Source organism: Dickeya poaceiphila (assembly GCF_007858975.2).
GTDB classification, from domain to species: Bacteria; Pseudomonadota; Gammaproteobacteria; order Enterobacterales; family Enterobacteriaceae; genus Dickeya; species Dickeya poaceiphila.
Window position 1 is genome coordinate 938,026 of sequence record NZ_CP042220.2, and the last position, 17,820, is coordinate 955,845.

The following is a 17,820-nucleotide window of genomic DNA, read 5'->3' on the forward strand; positions in this document are numbered from 1 at the left end:
TTTAACCTGCATCAAAGAATAGAAGAATAACAGACGCGATGATAATTCCCGTTATTTGTGGGTAACCGCGTGAACAGCCCTGTCACCAACGAATTGAATGAGATAAACCAGCACCACCAGCAGGACCAGGACGGTATTCATCACGGTAGCGTTATAGCCGACATAACCATACTGATAGCCGATCTGCCCCAGACCACCGGCACCGACCGCACCGCCCATGGCTGAATAACCTACCAACGTAATCAAGGTAATCGTCGCGGCATTGAGCAGACCGGGCAGTGCTTCGGGGAGCAGAATCTTACGGATAATCTGCATCGGGGTAGCGCCCATCGCACGTGCCGCCTCAATCAATCCGGTTGGAATTTCCAGCAGGGCGTTTTCTACCATACGGGCGATAAACGGCGCTGCACCTACCGTCAACGGTACAATCGCAGCCTGTAAGCCAATCGCGGTTCCTACAATTATCCGTGTGAACGGAATCATCCACACTAATAAAATAATGAAGGGGATCGAACGGAAAATATTTACCAGAGCGGAAATACTGCGGTAGAGCTTGGGGTTGGCGATAATCTGCCCTGGCCGGGTGATGTACAAAAGCACGCCGATAGGCAAACCCAGCACAAAGCCGAAAAAGCCGGAAACGAAAGTCATAACTACGGTTTCCCATACGCCGCGGGCAAGCAACCAGATCATGGCTTCAGACATAACCCAATACCTCAATATTGACATGATGTTGCTGCAAAAATGCGATAGCTGCCTGAGTGTCGGTTTCCTGCCCGTGCATTTCGGCCAGCATGATGCCGAATTTAACGCCGCCGGCATAATCCATCTGCGCACTGATGATGTTGTTGTTGACGTTGAATTTCCGGGCCACTTCGGACAGTAACGGTGCGTCAACCGACTGACCGGTAAATTCCATTCGCAGCAGCGGCACGCTATCCTGACGAGGCGTCGTTGATAGCCGTTGCTGATAGTCATCTGGAATATCCAGATGTAGAGTGGACTGGATGAACTTCTGCGCCAGCGGCGTTTTCGGGTGTGAGAACACCTCGCTTACCGTATCTTGCTCAATCAGCTTTCCGTCACTGATAACTGCCACCTGGTCACAAATACGCTTGACCACATCCATCTCATGCGTAATCAGTAGAATGGTCAGGCCCAGTCGACGATTAATATCTTTCAGTAATTCAAGAATAGAACGCGTGGTGGCTGGGTCCAGCGCGCTGGTGGCCTCATCGCACAGCAATACTTTGGGATTGCTTGCCAGCGCACGAGCAATAGCAACGCGTTGTTTTTGCCCTCCAGACAGATTGGCTGGGTAGGCATCATGCTTTTCGGCCAGTCCGACCAAATCCAGCAACTGATGCACTCGCTGCTTGATTTCAGATGCTGGCGTGTTATCCAGTTCTAACGGCAGCGCCACGTTGCCGAATACGGTACGTGAAGATAACAAATTGAAATGTTGGAAAATCATCCCGATTTGGCGGCGGGTACGCGTCAATTGGCTTCCCGACAGGCTCATCAGATCTTTCCCGTCGATAAGTACTTTCCCCTGAGTCGGTCTTTCCAGAAGATTCACGCAACGAATCAAGGTGCTTTTACCTGCGCCCGATGCGCCAATTACGCCATAAATCTGGCCAGCAGGAACACGTAATGTCACATCATCAAGCGCGGTGACGACGCGTTCCTTTTGCTGAAAAACCTTTGTAATATTAATCAGTTCAATCATAAGTTTTATCAAGAATGACGATGGCCGGATTTAGGAGCCGTGATGTTCCGACCCAATGTGAAGGGGATGTTAAGGCGTCTAGACGTCTAAGTCAATCAAGATCCCGCAAGGATGGCATTCTCCCTTATGATGAAAACATGCAATACTAAGCACAATTTATGCCATCAGGAGCAAAGGTAAGTGGCGAATAGCGTTCCAGCAATTTTTCTCGACCGCGACGGTACTATTAATGTCGATCATGGCTATGTCCATGAAATCGATCAGTTTCAGTTTATTGATGGGGTGATTGATGCCCTGTATGAACTTAAAAAAATGGGCTTTGCCCTGGTGCTGGTAACTAACCAGTCGGGGATTGCCAGAGGCAAGTTTACTGAAGACCAGTTCATGCAGCTTACCGAATGGATGGACTGGTCACTGGCCGATCGTGGTGTTGATTTGGATGGTATCTATTATTGTCCGCATCACCCTGATGCCGGTGAAGGGGAGTACCGCCAACAATGTGACTGTCGTAAGCCTCAGCCTGGCATGTTCCTCTCCGCGCAGCGTCATCTGCATATTGATATGGCTGCTTCCTATATAGTAGGCGACAAAATGGAAGATATGCAGGCGGCACAGGCGGCAGGAGTGGGAACCAAAGTCCTGGTAAAAACGGGTAAGCCGGTAACTGAAGAAGGTGAAAAACTGGCTGATTGGGTAATTGATAGCCTGGTAGACCTGCCTAAGACGATAAAACAGCATGGAAAATAGCCGTAAGGGTGGAAAAACGTGCGAACGGAAAAAAAGATCGAAAAAGTGGTTGTGTAACCCGTTCGGATCCCTATAATGCGCCTCCACTGACACGGCGACAGCGGCAACGCAGCGCGGTGTCAGGAAGAGAAAGCGAAAATAATCGTTGACACTTCATGAGGAAAGCGTAGTATACGCCACCTCGCGACAGCAGGCTCAGGCCGGTCGCACTGCTCTTTAACAATCAATCAGACAATCTGTGTGGGCACTCGCAGGACACTTCACTAAAACTATTTAGTGAAAGTCTTGAAGAGTGACAACAGTTAATTCATTACGAAGTAACAGTAAATTCTTTGAGCACGGTTTTCTTCGGAAAACACATCAAACTTTAAATTGAAGAGTTTGATCATGGCTCAGATTGAACGCTGGCGGCAGGCCTAACACATGCAAGTCGGGCGGTAGCACAAAGGAGCTTGCTCCTTGGGTGACGAGCGGCGGACGGGTGAGTAATGTCTGGGAAACTGCCTGATGGAGGGGGATAACTACTGGAAACGGTAGCTAATACCGCATAACGTCGCAAGACCAAAGAGGGGGACCTTAGGGCCTCTTGCCATCGGATGTGCCCAGATGGGATTAGCTAGTAGGTGGGGTAAAGGCTCACCTAGGCGACGATCCCTAGCTGGTCTGAGAGGATGACCAGCCACACTGGAACTGAGACACGGTCCAGACTCCTACGGGAGGCAGCAGTGGGGAATATTGCACAATGGGGGAAACCCTGATGCAGCCATGCCGCGTGTGTGAAGAAGGCCTTCGGGTTGTAAAGCACTTTCAGCGGGGAGGAAGGGGGCAGGCTTAATACGTCTGTTCATTGACGTTACCCGCAGAAGAAGCACCGGCTAACTCCGTGCCAGCAGCCGCGGTAATACGGAGGGTGCAAGCGTTAATCGGAATGACTGGGCGTAAAGCGCACGCAGGCGGTCTGTTAAGTTGGATGTGAAATCCCCGGGCTCAACCTGGGAACTGCATTCAAAACTGACAGGCTGGAGTCTCGTAGAGGGGGGTAGAATTCCAGGTGTAGCGGTGAAATGCGTAGAGATCTGGAGGAATACCGGTGGCGAAGGCGGCCCCCTGGACGAAGACTGACGCTCAGGTGCGAAAGCGTGGGGAGCAAACAGGATTAGATACCCTGGTAGTCCACGCTGTAAACGATGTCGATTTGGAGGTTGTGGTCCTGAACCGTGGCTTCCGGAGCTAACGCGTTAAATCGACCGCCTGGGGAGTACGGCCGCAAGGTTAAAACTCAAATGAATTGACGGGGGCCCGCACAAGCGGTGGAGCATGTGGTTTAATTCGATGCAACGCGAAGAACCTTACCTACTCTTGACATCCAGAGAAGACTGCAGAGATGCGGTTGTGCCTTCGGGAGCTCTGAGACAGGTGCTGCATGGCTGTCGTCAGCTCGTGTTGTGAAATGTTGGGTTAAGTCCCGCAACGAGCGCAACCCTTATCCTTTGTTGCCAGCACTTCGGGTGGGAACTCAGGGGAGACTGCCGGTGATAAACCGGAGGAAGGTGGGGATGACGTCAAGTCATCATGGCCCTTACGAGTAGGGCTACACACGTGCTACAATGGCGTATACAAAGAGAAGCGACCTCGCGAGAGCAAGCGGACCTCATAAAGTACGTCGTAGTCCGGATTGGAGTCTGCAACTCGACTCCATGAAGTCGGAATCGCTAGTAATCGTAGATCAGAATGCTACGGTGAATACGTTCCCGGGCCTTGTACACACCGCCCGTCACACCATGGGAGTGGGTTGCAAAAGAAGTAGGTAGCTTAACCTTCGGGAGGGCGCTTACCACTTTGTGATTCATGACTGGGGTGAAGTCGTAACAAGGTAACCGTAGGGGAACCTGCGGTTGGATCACCTCCTTACCGAGTAGAAGTGCCTGCGTGGTGTCCACACAGATTGTCTGATGATAAGAAAGAGTCAACAGCGTCTTGCGAAGCTGACAAGTGATGTCCCCTTCGTCTAGAGGCCCAGGACACCGCCCTTTCACGGCGGTAACAGGGGTTCGAATCCCCTAGGGGACGCCAGAATGACGGACAGTGGGTGAAAGGCACGGTCAACGCTAACCTAAAACTGATTAGCAATAGTCAGGTTTATGTTATCTGCTCTTTAACAATCCGGAACAAGCTGAAAAATTGAAACGACGGCATGTGAGTAAGAATTCATGTGTTGTTCGAGTCTCTCAACATACTCATATCCCGAGACACTTTCGGGTTGTGAGGTTAAGCGACTAAGCGTACACGGTGGATGCCTAGGCAGTCAGAGGCGATGAAGGGCGTGCTAATCTGCGAAAAGCGTCGGCAAGGTGATATGAGCCGTTATACCCGACGATACCCGAATGGGGAAACCCAGTGTGACTCGTCACACTATCATTAACTGAATTCATAGGTTAATGAAGCGAACCGGGGGAACTGAAACATCTCAGTACCCCGAGGAAAAGAAATCAACCGAGATTCCCCCAGTAGCGGCGAGCGAACGGGGAGGAGCCCAGAACCTGAATCGGCTTGTGTGTCAGTGGAAGCGTCTGGAAAGTCGCACGATACAGGGTGAGAGTCCCGTACACGAAGGTGCACAGGTCGTGAGTTCGATGAGTAGGGCGGGACACGTGGTATCCTGTCTGAACATGGGGGGACCATCCTCCAAGGCTAAATACTCCTGACTGACCGATAGTGAACCAGTACCGTGAGGGAAAGGCGAAAAGAACCCCGGCGAGGGGAGTGAAAGAGAACCTGAAACCGTGTACGTACAAGCAGTGGGAGCACCTTTAGGGTGTGACTGCGTACCTTTTGTATAATGGGTCAGCGACTTATATTCTGTAGCAAGGTTAACCGCATAGGGGAGCCGCAGGGAAACCGAGTCTTAACTGGGCGTTAAGTTGCAGGGTATAGACCCGAAACCCGGTGATCTAGCCATGGGCAGGTTGAAGGTTGGGTAACACTAACTGGAGGACCGAACCGACTAATGTTGAAAAATTAGCGGATGACTTGTGGCTGGGGGTGAAAGGCCAATCAAACCGGGAGATAGCTGGTTCTCCCCGAAAGCTATTTAGGTAGCGCCTCGTGAAGTCATCTTCGGGGGTAGAGCACTGTTTCGGCTAGGGGGCCATCCCGGCTTACCAACCCGATGCAAACTGCGAATACCGAAGAATGTTATCACGGGAGACACACGGCGGGTGCTAACGTCCGTCGTGAAGAGGGAAACAACCCAGACCGCCAGCTAAGGTCCCCAAGTCATGGTTAAGTGGGAAACGATGTGGGAAGGCCCAGACAGCCAGGATGTTGGCTTAGAAGCAGCCATCATTTAAAGAAAGCGTAATAGCTCACTGGTCGAGTCGGCCTGCGCGGAAGATGTAACGGGGCTAAAACCATGCACCGAAGCTGCGGCAGCGAACGTATCACCCAAGACAACTTTGCGGAGTTGAATGACGATTGACGGAGCGACGCGACGTCAATGCGTCCACAACGTCGAGTTGGCTTAGGGATACGTTCGTTGGGTAGGGGAGCGTTCTGTAAGCCGTTGAAGGTGGACTGTGAGGTCTGCTGGAGGTATCAGAAGTGCGAATGCTGACATAAGTAACGATAATGCGGGTGAAAAACCCGCACGCCGGAAGACCAAGGGTTCCTGTCCAACGTTAATCGGGGCAGGGTGAGTCGACCCCTAAGGCGAGGCTGAAAAGCGTAGTCGATGGGAAACAGGTTAATATTCCTGTACTGGGTGTGACTGCGAAGGGGGGACGGAGAAGGCTATGTCATCCGGGCGACGGTTGTCCCGGTTTAAGCGTGCAGGTGGGTGGACCAGGCAAATCCGGTCTGCTGTGAACACTGAGGCGTGATGACGAGGCACTACGGTGCTGAAGTGACAGATGCCCTGCTTCCAGGAAAAGCCTCTAAGCATCAGGTGACATTCAATCGTACCCCAAACCGACACAGGTGGTCAGGTAGAGAATACTCAGGCGCTTGAGAGAACTCGGGTGAAGGAACTAGGCAAAATGGTGCCGTAACTTCGGGAGAAGGCACGCTCCTGTGGGTGAAGTCCCTTGCGGATGGAGCTGACGGGAGTCGCAGATACCAGCTGGCTGCAACTGTTTAATAAAAACACAGCACTGTGCAAACACGAAAGTGGACGTATACGGTGTGACGCCTGCCCGGTGCCGGAAGGTTAATTGATGGGGTTATCCGTAAGGAGAAGCTCTTGATCGAAGCCCCGGTAAACGGCGGCCGTAACTATAACGGTCCTAAGGTAGCGAAATTCCTTGTCGGGTAAGTTCCGACCTGCACGAATGGCGTAATGATGGCCAGGCTGTCTCCACCCGAGACTCAGTGAAATTGAACTCGCTGTGAAGATGCAGTGTACCCGCGGCAAGACGGAAAGACCCCGTGAACCTTTACTATAGCTTGACACTGAACCTTGAACCTTGATGTGTAGGATAGGTGGGAGGCTGTGAAGTGTGGACGCCAGTCTGCATGGAGCCGACCTTGAAATACCACCCTTTAATGTTTGATGTTCTAACCTGGGCCCGTAATCCGGGCCGGGGACAGTGTCTGGTGGGTAGTTTGACTGGGGCGGTCTCCTCCCAAAGCGTAACGGAGGAGCACGAAGGTTAGCTAATCCTGGTCGGACATCAGGAGGTTAGTGCAAAGGCATAAGCTAGCTTGACTGCGAGAGTGACGGCTCGAGCAGGTGCGAAAGCAGGTCTTAGTGATCCGGTGGTTCTGAATGGAAGGGCCATCGCTCAACGGATAAAAGGTACTCCGGGGATAACAGGCTGATACCGCCCAAGAGTTCATATCGACGGCGGTGTTTGGCACCTCGATGTCGGCTCATCACATCCTGGGGCTGAAGTAGGTCCCAAGGGTATGGCTGTTCGCCATTTAAAGTGGTACGCGAGCTGGGTTTAGAACGTCGTGAGACAGTTCGGTCCCTATCTGCCGTGGGCGTTGGAAGATTGAGGGGGGTTGCTCCTAGTACGAGAGGACCGGAGTGAACGCACCGCTGGTGTTCGGGTTGTCATGCCAATGGCACTGCCCGGTAGCTACGTGCGGAAGAGATAACCGCTGAAAGCATCTAAGCGGGAAACTTGCCCCGAGATGAGTCTTCCCTGGGAACGTGATTCCCCGGAAGGGACGTTCGAGACGAGGACGTTGATAGGCTGGGTGTGTAAGCGTAGTGATACGTTGAGCTAACCAGTACTAATGACCCGAGAGGCTTAACCTTACAACACCGAAGGTGTTTTGGAGAGAGAGACGGAAAGTCGAGTCAGCTTGTTCGAGGATTGGATGGCGTGGTGTGCGGCAAACAGAGAGCACACGGCGACATAAAGGATGATGACGTTGAAAGACGTTGAAAGAATTTGCCTGGCGGCGAGAGCGCGGTGGTCCCACCTGACCCCATGCCGAACTCAGAAGTGAAACGCCGTAGCGCCGATGGTAGTGTGGGGTCTCCCCATGCGAGAGTAGGGAACTGCCAGGCATCAAATTGTGGTGTAAGAAGCACCGGTTATCGAAATGACCTCTTCGATAACATACAGAATCGGTGGTGCGGTAGTTCAGTCGGTTAGAATACCGGCCTGTCACGCCGGGGGTCGCGGGTTCGAGTCCCGTCCGCACCGCCAACATATAAAGCCCTGAGCATAAGCTCAGGGCTTTTCGCTTTTGAAACCGTTGATGAACCTATTCTTACTTGCCATCAGTTGTATTGTCTACGATTTCATTGTTATTCCATATTTCTCATCTATCTTGCTGCTTGCACCCATTGAAACGCGAAGATAAAAACCCTATAACGATTAATAGTTCACTGGTATAGCAGGAACAATGTGCACAAGAAAACCTATGCAATAAGGTACGTTGCCGGGCAACCGGTTGAGCGTATTTTTCAGCCTTCGGCAATGCATTATTTAAAACAGCAGTCTGCATTTTCAGCTCCTCTGATAGCAACAGAGGGTTTCTTGCGGATCATGGTGTGGAATATTTTTAAGCAACAGCGTACAAACTGGCTTTCTGTTCTGAAGCATTTTGGTGAAAACACACAGCTGATGTTATTGCAGGAAGCGCAATCTACCCCCGAACTGATTCGCTTTGCCACCACACACTATCTTTATGCTGATCAGGTGCCTGCTTTCGCACTTCCACCTCATCCTTCGGGGGTGATGACACTATCTTCCGCTCAGCCGATGTACTGCTTTCCGCTACGTGAACGAGAGCCATTAATTCGTCTGGCTAAATCAGCACTGATCACGGTGTATTCGTTGAGAAATGGACGCTTGTTAATGGCCATAAATATCCATGCTGTTAATTTCAGCCTCGGAGTAGAGGCGTATATTAATCAACTTGAAACCATTGGTGAGCAATTGAAACGTCACCAGGGACCGGTGATTATGGCGGGAGACTTTAATGCCTGGAGTCGACCTAGGGTCAGCGCGCTTTATCGGTTTGTCCAGCGAATGGGACTTGATGAAGTGTTATTTTCCGACGATCAACGACGTCGGACGTTTGGTCGGCCATTGGATTTTGTTTTTTATCGCGAGTTGGACGTGACGAATTCGTCGGTACTGGTTACTAATGCATCTGATCACAATCCTTTGCTGGTGGAGTTTGATGTTGCTTGAACTCTACACTTGCACTAATAAAAAAACCGCCTGGATGGCGGTTTTTATTTTATCAGTATCAGGAATCTGGTGATTCTCTTCTGGTGACATACAGTGTCAGCCGATCTCCAGGTTGAAGATTGGCATCTCTGATAACCGTATTCCAGCGCATGACATCAGCAATGTTAACACCGTGACGTTTGGCAATACTTGCCAGCGAGTCACCTTTACGAACTTGATAAATGATCGAGTTCGATTTGTTTTTTGCAACAACACCTGCCGTCACGGGTGTTGTTACCTTGGCAACTTGCAATGTCTGACCCACTTTCAGCGCGTTGCTCTTGAGGTGGTTCCAGTGTTGCAGATCCTGAGTACGAACATTCATTCGCTTAGCGATACTGGATAATGTATCACCAGTGCGAACCTTGTACCCTACAGAGCGAGTCGTGCCTGCCGGTTTTACAGATTTAGCCGGTTGTATGGATGCAATATCACCATCAGCCAGCGAGTCTTTCAACTGTCCCACATGAGACTTGGGTATCATAATGTAATGCGGTCCGTTAGGCGCAGTGACATCACGTGTGTAACCCGTGTTGTAACTCTTGAGCTTGGTGACAGATAAACCCGCCAGTTCGGCTGCTTGTGTCAATTCCATCTGCTGACCTAAGTCGACCCTTGCCAACGCTCGGTTTTCGTTAGGTTTAGGCAACTCAACTCCGTACTTTCTGCTGTGCTTGAGAATATCGCTTAGCGCCAACATCTTGGGCACATAGGTTGACGTTTCGTATGGCAACGCCAGCGCCCAGTAGTTAGTTGGACGGCCTTTCGCTTTATTCGCTTTCACCGCTTGCATGATTCGCCCTTCACCCGCATTGTAGGCAGCTACGGTTAATAACCAGTCGCCGTCAAACATACGGTTAAGACGCTGCATCATATCCAGTGCAGCGGTCGTGGAGGCAACAACATCACGACGCCCATCATACCATTGGGTACGTTTTAACCCGTAATTGCGCCCGGTGCCAGGAACAATCTGCCAAAGCCCTACGGCGTTGGATGCTGATCTGGCGTTTGGGTCAAAAGCGCTCTCCACTATGGGTAGCAGTACCAGTTCCATCGGCATCTTACGTTCTTTAATCTGCCCGACTATCCAGTACATGTACGGCTCTGCCCGTAATGTTACATCGTGGAGATAGCTCTTATTTTTTAAGTAACGCTGTTTCTGTTCGCGGATCCGGGTATTCTCCGGAACCTCCATCTTCAGCTCGTCGCCAATGAAGTTCCACAGATCTCGTTGTGCGATGCTATCATCATCCAGCCATCGCGCGCCGGTCTCTCGACCATCTGTGTACTTTCCTGCTTCACCTTGACCTGCCGAAGACAGACTCTGTGCATGTTGCCTGGGTTGAGAAGTGTCATTAGGCGGCACCTGACAACCCGTCAACACGACTGAGGCGATAAGTATCGCTTTAGTCTTCATATCTGTGTCAATAGTTGCTTAAAAGACAGGCAATCATACTTTGATTGGCAATTCAGTACAACAAAAACCGTTAAAATTGGTCTTTCAGAGCGCGTAAGTGCGCAAAAATGTGCCAATCCCCCTTGGTGTCCGAGTTAATGGACAATTTTCTTTTTAAATCAACGTCATGATAACGTAAAAAAATATTTATTCTCCGTTCCTGCCCTAGTGTGGAAGGGAGGGATGATTCTCCTTTTTCACGTAATTGTCTGATTTTAAGTAGATAATCATGAATATCCATATCTTCTGGCCAAATATGGTGAGCGAACTCCAGATTCGATAATGTGTATTCGTGCGCACAACATACTTGGGTTTCATCAGGTAAATCAGCCAACTTGATCAATGATTCGAACATCTGTTGTGCTGTACCTTCAAAAATGCGACCACATCCGGCAGAAAATAAGGTATCGCCACAGAATAGATATGGATGGCTATAATATGCGATATGTCCTGTAGTGTGTCCGGGTACGAAAAAAATAGAAAATTCCGAGCCAACAGCAGTAATCGTGTCTCCTTCTTGCACTGTATGTGTCACGCCGCATTGCTTGGTTTCTGATGGGCCGTAAACGTGTATGTCAGGATAGTGATCCTTCAGTTGCCGCACGCCGTCAGTGTGGTCGTTGTGATGATGGGTCAACAGAATGGCGGCGGGTAAGAGTCCGTAGTTTTTCAGTGCCTGTAATACGGGGGCTGCCTCTCCAGGATCAACAACCACACATTGCTTTTCATCATTGGCCAGTAGCCAGATATAGTTGTCTTTGAAGGCAGGTACACTGATAAGATCCATACTGTATCCTCATTTTTGCGATTAGCTTGCGGAAGATTCTAGAGCATGAAGCCAGCACAAACATCTCAGAAGATCGTGGCGCCTGACAACTGGAAGGCGATACCCTGGGGAGAGTACTATCTTCATACTTTGAATAGGGTGCTTGACCCTTGGTGGAGCCGGATATTTGGGTTTCATTTGCTGAAAATCGGGGGATTAAGCACTGAGATTGATAGTCAAATGTGTACCATTCCACATCAGGTGAACGTTAGTCGTGAGCCGCAGGCACATGTTATTGCTGAACCCTATCAATTACCGTTTATCGAGAAATCGGTAGATGCCTGTTTGCTTGCCCATGTGCTGGCTTACTCCGCAGATCCTCATCGGATTGTGCGCGAAGTTGATCGGATTTTGATTAACGATGGTTGGATCATTATCAGCGGTTTCAACCCTGTGAGTCTGGTAGGGTTGGGGCGTTTAGTTCCCGGTATGCGTCAACGCCAGCCATATTGCAGCAGAATGTTCAGCCAAATGCGGGTGATGGACTGGCTGAGCTTGCTCAATTACGAGATTGTACATCACAAAAGTTTTCAGGTTTTGCCCTGGCGCCAGCCAGAACAGGGCAAGTGGAACAATACGCTGCCATTGCTGGGGTGCCTGAATCTGATCGTCGCGCGTAAACGTACGATTCCGCTGACGATGACGCCGACCAAAACCTTGCTAAGAAAGTCACCATTGAATCGCCCGGTGGGGGCGACGAAAAGTTATCGTTCCTGGCATGATTGACGGCTTGTCAGATGATTGATTCGTTACGGTTTAGGCTACTCTGGCTGATAGCCGGTGTCATCAAGGGTTGGTGCGTTGGCAGCCTGGCGGGCCAGTTCATCGCAGCGTTCATTCTCAGGATGACCCGCATGGCCTTTGACCCATTGCCAGTGCAGGGTATGGCGCTGAATGGCTTTATCCAGCCGTTGCCATAGATCGATGTTTTTTACTGGCTTTTTCTCCGCAGTTTTCCAGCCGCGCTTTTTCCAGTTGTGAATCCAACTGGTAATCCCCTGGCGGACATATTGGCTATCGGTACTGAGTGTAACATCACAAGGAGAGGTCAGGCTTTCTAGTGCGATGATCGCCGCCATCAGTTCCATCCGGTTGTTAGTGGTTAGCCGGTAGCCTGCGCTCAGTGTTTTTTCGTGCTGCTTGTAGCGCAAAAGTACCCCGTATCCACCTGGGCCAGGATTGCCGAGACAGGAACCGTCAGTGAAAATCTCAACCTGTTTTAGCATCTCTGGTAGACTCTTATTCATGGTCAAAAGCATAAGTCTGACATAAACGAAACTGATGAGCACTGCAATTACACGACAAATCGTTCTTGATACGGAAACCACCGGTATGAACAAGCTGGGGGTTCACTATGAAGGGCACAAGATTATTGAGATTGGTGCGGTCGAAGTCGTGAACCGTCGCCTGACCGGACGCCACTTCCATGTTTATCTTCGACCAGACCGTCTGGTCGATCCGGAAGCCTATAAGGTTCATGGTATTAGCGATGAATTTTTGGCTGATAAGCCGACTTATGCTGATGTTGCCGATGATTTTCTCGATTTTATCCGCGGTGCGGAATTAGTGATTCATAACGCATCGTTCGATATCGGCTTTATGGACTATGAGTTTCGGCTGCTTGGGCGTGATATCCCGAAAACTGAAACCTTCTGTACCATCACTGATAGCCTGCTGATGGCACGCCGCTTATTTCCAGGTAAGCGTAATAACCTGGATGCATTGTGCGATCGTTACCAGATAGATAACAGCAAGCGTACGCTGCATGGCGCGTTGCTAGATGCCGAGATTCTGGCTGAAGTTTATCTGGCGATGACCGGTGGTCAAACGTCACTGGCTTTTTCGATGGAAGCGGAGGGCCAGCAGCAGGCGGTGCAAACAGAAACCATTCAGCGTATTTCGCGCCCGGCATCGGCTCTGACTGTGTTATATGCCAGTGACGAAGAGCTGGTGGCGCATGAGCAAAGGCTGGATTTGATTATGAAAAAAGGCGGTAGCTGCCTGTGGCGTAATTGAGTGGTGAGCCATTGATGACAAAATCAGCGCCGCGCTGAAAATGTAAGCAAACAGAAGCGGTTAGTGATAAAAAGCGTTGACGCAATCGATGACGGGCCGTAGTATTCACCTCGCTCAATGAGCACAGCGCGGTGCGGTAGTTCAGTCGGTTAGAATACCGGCCTGTCACGCCGGGGGTCGCGGGTTCGAGTCCCGTCCGCACCGCCAATCATTTTGAAGCCCTGAATCAACTGGTTCAGGGCTTTTTCGTCTACGGAACGCCTAAAATTACTTTTTTTCTCCGAATAGTGATTCAGGTCTATCTGGTAGGAAAACAAGAAAATTCGACTGCTAAAGCCTGAGGGCGAATGCCCTCAGGTCGCTGCTCATACGGTTGCGATGTTTCTACCGTAATAGATTTCCTGCATTTCTCGATACAGTAAGTCAGTGATGCGCTTGCGCTCTTCGGCGCTTAACTCTTCAGGACTGACGTTAAACAAGTAGTGCTTCAGGTCGAAATCCTTCAGCAACATTTTGGTGTGAAAAATATTTTCCTGGTAAACATTCACGTCCATCAGATGATAGAGCGATTTCATGTCGTCAGACATGAAATTTTGAATCGAGTTAATTTTATGGTCGATGAAATGCTTGACGCCGTTAATGTCGCGCGTAAAACCGCGCACACGGTAGTCAATGGTCACGATGTCCGATTCTAACTGATGGATCAGATAGTTAAGCGCCTTGAGCGGTGAAATGACACCGCAGGTGGACACCTCGATATCGGCGCGAAAGGTGCACAGACCACCGCCAGGGTGGCTTTCCGGATAGGTGTGCACACAGATATGGCTTTTGTCGAGGTGCGCGACGACGGAGTTCGGCAGCGGACCAGGGTGTTCGGAGGTATCCACATCGCGGGGGTCCATGGGTTCTTCGCTGACCAGAATGGTGACGCTGGCACCCTGGGGTTCATAATCCTGTCGGGCAATATTCAGAACATTAGCGCCGATGATGGAACAGGTTTTACTCAGGATTTCTGTCAGACGGTTCGCATTGTACTGCTCGTCAATGTACGCAATATAGCCATCGCGATCAGCTGGCGTTTTAGCGTAACAGATATCGTAGATACAAAAACTCAGGCTCTTGGTCAGATTGTTAAAGCCATGTAGTTTCAGCTTTTGCAATTTAATTCACCCCCTTATGGATGCCGATGCTCAGCGGGCGGCTGACAGGGCATTCAGTAAATATTGTGGCAGGGCAAAGCTGCCGATATGAATGGCCGGATTGTAATAACGGCATGTAATTTCTGATGAGTCAAACCGCTGTTGCAGGCTATTTTGATCGATGGCACGCAATGCCGGATTGTTACTAGCCCAGGCAAAGGTCATGATTCCGCCGTAGTAAGTCGGAATGGCTGTCTGATAAAAACTGACGTCACTGAAGTAGTGGCTCAGCTTCTGATGGCTGTTGACCGCCTCATCCTGCTGCAGGAAGCTGACGCCATTCTGTGCGACAAAGATCCCACCATCATTCAGGCAGCGTGCGCATCCCTGATAAAAATCAGAGGTGAACAAACTTTCACCAGGGCCGATGGGGTCGGTACAGTCGGAAATAATGACATCGAACTTTTCCTGGCAGGCATTGACGAAATTAACACCGTCATCAATTACCAGACGAAAGCGCGGGTCATCGTAAGCGCCAGCGCTGTGATTAGGCAGATACTGGCGACAAAATGCCACCACGCCGGCGTCGATTTCCACCATGGTGATCTGCTCAATGTGACGGTGCCGACAGACTTCGCGCAGCATACCGCCGTCGCCGCCGCCGATGATCAGCACGCGTTTGGCGCTACCATGAGCCAGTAGCGGAACGTGGGTCATCATTTCGTGATAGATGAATTCGTCGCGCTCGGTGGTCTGTACAACGCCATCCAGCGCCATTACCCGGCCCAGCGCAGCGTTTTCGAAGATGATTAGATCCTGATGATCGGTTTTTTCATGATAGAGCACCTGTTCTATCGAAAAATACTGACCAAAATTGGCATGTAGCGTTTCATACCAAATTTCTTTCTGGGACATGTTAGGGCTTCCTCCGCGATAACAGCCATGAAAATTGGCGCGATATGATAGCTAACTCTCATGGCGCTTGCACGGTCAAATTTCAAGCAATACAGAGGATTTTACGCTTTATTGCGTATTTGCGAGTAAACTGAGCGAATTTCGGGCCAGAGACTGGCATTTTTTCGGGATGGGAATAGCGATGCCGCTCAGATCGCGGTAGCTGGCTTCGCCGATGGCGATCATATCGAACTGATTGTAATTGCTGAGATCCCAGCGATTTTGCTGGGCAAAAGTCACGAGTGCGCGGCGGATCTGCTCGTTGGGAAGATCTTTGTAACCACAGTTGTTTTTCAGATAAACGAAAACGGCGGTCAGATCGGCGAGGTCTTCAGCCTCAAAATCATTCAATGCCCTACTGGCGGAGGAGAAGCCCAACAACGAGAGCAAGAGCAGCACCAGCGCGGAATGTTTCATAATTCAACCTGTTTCATACTTTATCAGATGACGTTATCACAGTTACCGGCCCGGATTTCAAGTTTTATTCAGATCATCGTGATATTACCAATCGGTGGGGGCTGCACCGGATGGGGCAAACAGAGGGAGTGTGTGTACAATGGCACAATTACCAGCTATTTATCGGCGATTGATACCATGACGCCAGCGTCTGGCTTTGATATTAATAGTGCAGTTTAAATTTATTTCACCGATTTCTCATGACTTCAGGTATCTGGCGCATTAGTAGTGTGCTGTTAGCAGGAATCCTTTTGTTCCCGCTTGTAACCATGATCGGGATGGCATTGTCCACTCCTGGCGATGCAGTGTTGGCGTTATGGCATGTTCTGCCCATTTATGGGAGGAACTCGCTGATGCTGGTGGTGGGCTGTGTGATCTTCAGCCTGTTGTTCGCGTTGCCGCTGGCCTGGCTAATGTCACACTACCGTTTTACGGGTCAGGTGTGGCTGCACCGGGCGTTGCTATTGCCGTTGGCGATGCCCGGCTACTTACTGGCGGCGGTGTATGGCGACATGTTGGGATATGAAGGGCCAGTCAAGCAGACGCTTTACGCTTTATCATTTGATGTGGACATTGTGCCCCAAACATTCTGGCAGCAGGTATGGATGGTGACGTGTGCCAGTCTCTGTCTGGCTCTGGTGCTGTTCCCTTATGTTTATTTGCTGGTGCGTACCGCGTTGATGTCACAATCAGTCAACTTGCGGCAGGCTGCCCGGTTGATGAATCACACCCATGCTCAGGTTTTCTGGCGTGTCGTTTTTCCCATGACTCGGCCTGCTATCGCGCTTGGCGTTGTGTTAATGGCCTCGGAAGCGCTGGGTGACTACGGCATTTCTGCTTATTTTTCTTTGCAAACTATTACCACGGCTGGTCTGGATTTGTGGCGTGACAAGGCACAACACGGTACGGCGGCACTGTTAATGTCGTTGTTGTTACCCCTGGTGTTCCTGATCTGGTTTCAGGCGCGTCGATGCCGTGCACGTCAGTTGCGTTACCAGAAAATCGGTAGCGTGTGCCCGAAAGATCTGCCGGTATTACGCGGATGGCAGTGTTTTCTAACCGTGCTGTTTGGCGGTGCGCTGGTCGTGATTGCGTTTGTTGTGCCGGTCGGTCGCCTGGTGGGATGGTCGATGTTATCTGAAGCGCCGCTCTGTAGTTTGCCGTTTTTGCTGGCATTGACCAGCAGTGTTATGGCGGCTGCTTGTGCCACATTGATGGTCATCGGGCTGGCGATTGTGTGTTCGTTTGATTTCCAGGCAACGGGAAATCCGGCGTATCGCAACCCACTGCGTTGGCTCAATATCAATCGGTTGTTGCCCTCAACCGCGCTGGGAATGGGGTTGCTGGTGCCGTTTTTAGGTCTGGATGCCTGGCGTGCGTCGACCAGCGGCGTGGTGGATGACCCTTGGGCTGGCTCGGTACTGGTGCTGATTTTGGCCTACTGTATGCGTTTTAGCTGCTTGCTGATTGACCGGTTACAAATTCACATCTCCCGTCTGCCGCGTGCAATGAACCATGTCAGTCAGTCGCTGGGTTACACGTCTTTACAGCAAGTGCTGTGGGTTTATCTGCCTCAGTTGCGCCATTGCCTGATTGTGGGGGTGCTGCTGGTGTTTACCGAAAGCTTGCGTGAGCTGAATGCATCACTACTGCTGCAGCCGTTTGAAGTGGAAACCATAGCAACCTACGTGTTTCGCTTTATGATGGATGAGCGACTGCCGCTGGTGGCAACTCCTGCGCTGATGTTGGTGGGCGTGGGTATGATTCCGCTGTTTGGGATAACCCGATTGATGAGAATGGAAGGATAG

At 50.6% G+C, this 17,820-nt stretch carries 13 protein-coding genes, 3 tRNA genes and 3 rRNA genes; 11 read left to right on the plus strand and 8 right to left on the minus strand.

The window, feature by feature from the left end:
• Positions 1–51: 51 nt before the first annotated feature.
• Positions 52–705 (minus strand): methionine ABC transporter permease MetI, encoded by a 654-nt coding sequence (locus Dpoa569_RS04130; RefSeq protein ID WP_042872426.1) that lies wholly within the window; start codon positions 703–705, stop codon positions 52–54.
• Positions 698–1,729, minus strand: coding sequence for a methionine ABC transporter ATP-binding protein MetN (gene metN / locus Dpoa569_RS04135; RefSeq protein WP_042872423.1), 1,032 nt, complete (start codon positions 1,727–1,729; stop codon positions 698–700). The genes Dpoa569_RS04130 and metN overlap by 8 nt, the downstream gene beginning before the upstream one ends.
• A 180-nt stretch (positions 1,730–1,909) precedes the next feature.
• On the opposite strand from metN, the gene gmhB reads away from it, so the two are divergent.
• From gmhB to Dpoa569_RS04170, 7 genes are all read left to right on the plus strand, one after another.
• On the plus strand, positions 1,910–2,476 hold the full coding sequence (gmhB, locus tag Dpoa569_RS04140) for a D-glycero-beta-D-manno-heptose 1,7-bisphosphate 7-phosphatase (protein ID WP_042872420.1): 567 nt from the start codon (positions 1,910–1,912) through the stop codon (positions 2,474–2,476).
• A 369-nt stretch (positions 2,477–2,845) separates the two neighbouring features.
• Positions 2,846–4,387: ribosomal RNA gene (locus Dpoa569_RS04145) — 16S ribosomal RNA — on the plus strand.
• Between the two features lie 86 nt (positions 4,388–4,473).
• Positions 4,474–4,549, plus strand: a tRNA-Glu gene (locus Dpoa569_RS04150).
• 193 nt (positions 4,550–4,742) lie between these two features.
• Positions 4,743–7,736: ribosomal RNA gene (locus Dpoa569_RS04155) — 23S ribosomal RNA — on the plus strand.
• Positions 7,737–7,875: 139 nt separating this feature from the next.
• A 5S ribosomal RNA gene (gene rrf, locus Dpoa569_RS04160) occupies positions 7,876–7,991 on the plus strand.
• Together the 16S, 23S and 5S rRNA genes with 2 tRNA genes alongside form the textbook arrangement of a ribosomal RNA operon.
• A gap of 65 nt (positions 7,992–8,056) precedes the next feature.
• Positions 8,057–8,133 (plus strand) — tRNA-Asp (locus tag Dpoa569_RS04165).
• A gap of 201 nt (positions 8,134–8,334) precedes the next feature.
• Positions 8,335–9,126, plus strand: coding sequence for an endonuclease/exonuclease/phosphatase family protein (locus tag Dpoa569_RS04170; RefSeq protein ID WP_042872264.1), 792 nt, complete (start codon positions 8,335–8,337; stop codon positions 9,124–9,126).
• Between the two features lie 58 nt (positions 9,127–9,184).
• On the opposite strand, the gene mltD is transcribed toward Dpoa569_RS04170, so the two are convergent.
• Both mltD and gloB read right to left on the minus strand, forming a co-directional pair.
• Entirely contained in the window at positions 9,185–10,582 is a 1,398-nt protein-coding gene (gene mltD, locus Dpoa569_RS04175; RefSeq protein WP_042872262.1) for a murein transglycosylase D, read from the minus strand.
• A 70-nt stretch (positions 10,583–10,652) separates the two neighbouring features.
• Positions 10,653–11,408: a hydroxyacylglutathione hydrolase gene (gene gloB, locus Dpoa569_RS04180; RefSeq protein ID WP_042872260.1), complete on the minus strand. Its 756-nt coding sequence runs from the start codon at positions 11,406–11,408 to the stop codon at positions 10,653–10,655.
• A gap of 45 nt (positions 11,409–11,453) precedes the next feature.
• On the opposite strand from gloB, the gene Dpoa569_RS04185 reads away from it, so the two are divergent.
• On the plus strand, positions 11,454–12,173 hold the full coding sequence (locus tag Dpoa569_RS04185) for a methyltransferase domain-containing protein (RefSeq protein WP_042872258.1): 720 nt from the start codon (positions 11,454–11,456) through the stop codon (positions 12,171–12,173).
• Positions 12,174–12,208: 35 nt separating this feature from the next.
• Here Dpoa569_RS04185 and rnhA read toward each other — a convergent pair whose 3' ends face one another.
• Complete coding sequence (gene rnhA, locus Dpoa569_RS04190) at positions 12,209–12,775, minus strand: ribonuclease HI (RefSeq protein ID WP_173023992.1); 567 nt, start codon at positions 12,773–12,775, stop codon at positions 12,209–12,211.
• Between rnhA and dnaQ the strand changes: the two genes are divergently transcribed.
• Both dnaQ and Dpoa569_RS04200 read left to right on the plus strand, forming a co-directional pair.
• Positions 12,729–13,463: a DNA polymerase III subunit epsilon gene (gene dnaQ, locus Dpoa569_RS04195; RefSeq protein ID WP_042872257.1), complete on the plus strand. Its 735-nt coding sequence runs from the start codon at positions 12,729–12,731 to the stop codon at positions 13,461–13,463. The genes rnhA and dnaQ overlap by 47 nt on opposite strands.
• Positions 13,464–13,593: 130 nt before the next feature.
• A tRNA-Asp gene (locus Dpoa569_RS04200) sits at positions 13,594–13,670 on the plus strand.
• A gap of 158 nt (positions 13,671–13,828) precedes the next feature.
• Here Dpoa569_RS04200 and speD read toward each other — a convergent pair.
• The 3 genes from speD to Dpoa569_RS04215 all read right to left on the minus strand — a co-directional run bounded on the left by speD (position 13,829) and on the right by Dpoa569_RS04215 (position 15,973).
• A complete protein-coding gene (gene speD, locus Dpoa569_RS04205) occupies positions 13,829–14,623 on the minus strand; it encodes an adenosylmethionine decarboxylase (protein ID WP_042872254.1) in 795 nt (264 codons plus the stop codon).
• 30 nt (positions 14,624–14,653) lie between these two features.
• On the minus strand, positions 14,654–15,517 hold the full coding sequence (gene speE / locus Dpoa569_RS04210) for a polyamine aminopropyltransferase (protein WP_042872252.1): 864 nt from the start codon (positions 15,515–15,517) through the stop codon (positions 14,654–14,656).
• A gap of 108 nt (positions 15,518–15,625) precedes the next feature.
• Complete coding sequence (locus Dpoa569_RS04215) at positions 15,626–15,973, minus strand: YacC family pilotin-like protein (RefSeq protein ID WP_042872250.1); 348 nt, start codon at positions 15,971–15,973, stop codon at positions 15,626–15,628.
• Positions 15,974–16,263: 290 nt separating this feature from the next.
• Between Dpoa569_RS04215 and Dpoa569_RS04220 the strand changes: the two genes are divergently transcribed.
• The gene (locus Dpoa569_RS04220) at positions 16,264–17,820 is read left to right on the plus strand and encodes an ABC transporter permease (RefSeq protein ID WP_227983125.1); all 1,557 of its coding nucleotides are present in this window, start codon (positions 16,264–16,266) and stop codon (positions 17,818–17,820) included.

Coding starts and splice junctions, on each gene's coding strand:
- Dpoa569_RS04130 (WP_042872426.1), bottom strand. CDS start 705: ATGTCTGAAGCCATGATCTGGTTGCTTGCCCGCGGCGTATGGGAAACC.
- metN (WP_042872423.1), bottom strand. CDS start 1,729: ATGATTGAACTGATTAATATTACAAAGGTTTTTCAGCAAAAGGAACGC.
- mltD (WP_042872262.1), bottom strand. CDS start 10,582: ATGAAGACTAAAGCGATACTTATCGCCTCAGTCGTGTTGACGGGTTGT.
- gloB (WP_042872260.1), bottom strand. CDS start 11,408: ATGGATCTTATCAGTGTACCTGCCTTCAAAGACAACTATATCTGGCTA.
- Dpoa569_RS04185 (WP_042872258.1), top strand. CDS start 11,454: ATGAAGCCAGCACAAACATCTCAGAAGATCGTGGCGCCTGACAACTGG.
- dnaQ (WP_042872257.1), top strand. CDS start 12,729: ATGAGCACTGCAATTACACGACAAATCGTTCTTGATACGGAAACCACC.
- speE (WP_042872252.1), bottom strand. CDS start 15,517: ATGTCCCAGAAAGAAATTTGGTATGAAACGCTACATGCCAATTTTGGT.
- Dpoa569_RS04215 (WP_042872250.1), bottom strand. CDS start 15,973: ATGAAACATTCCGCGCTGGTGCTGCTCTTGCTCTCGTTGTTGGGCTTC.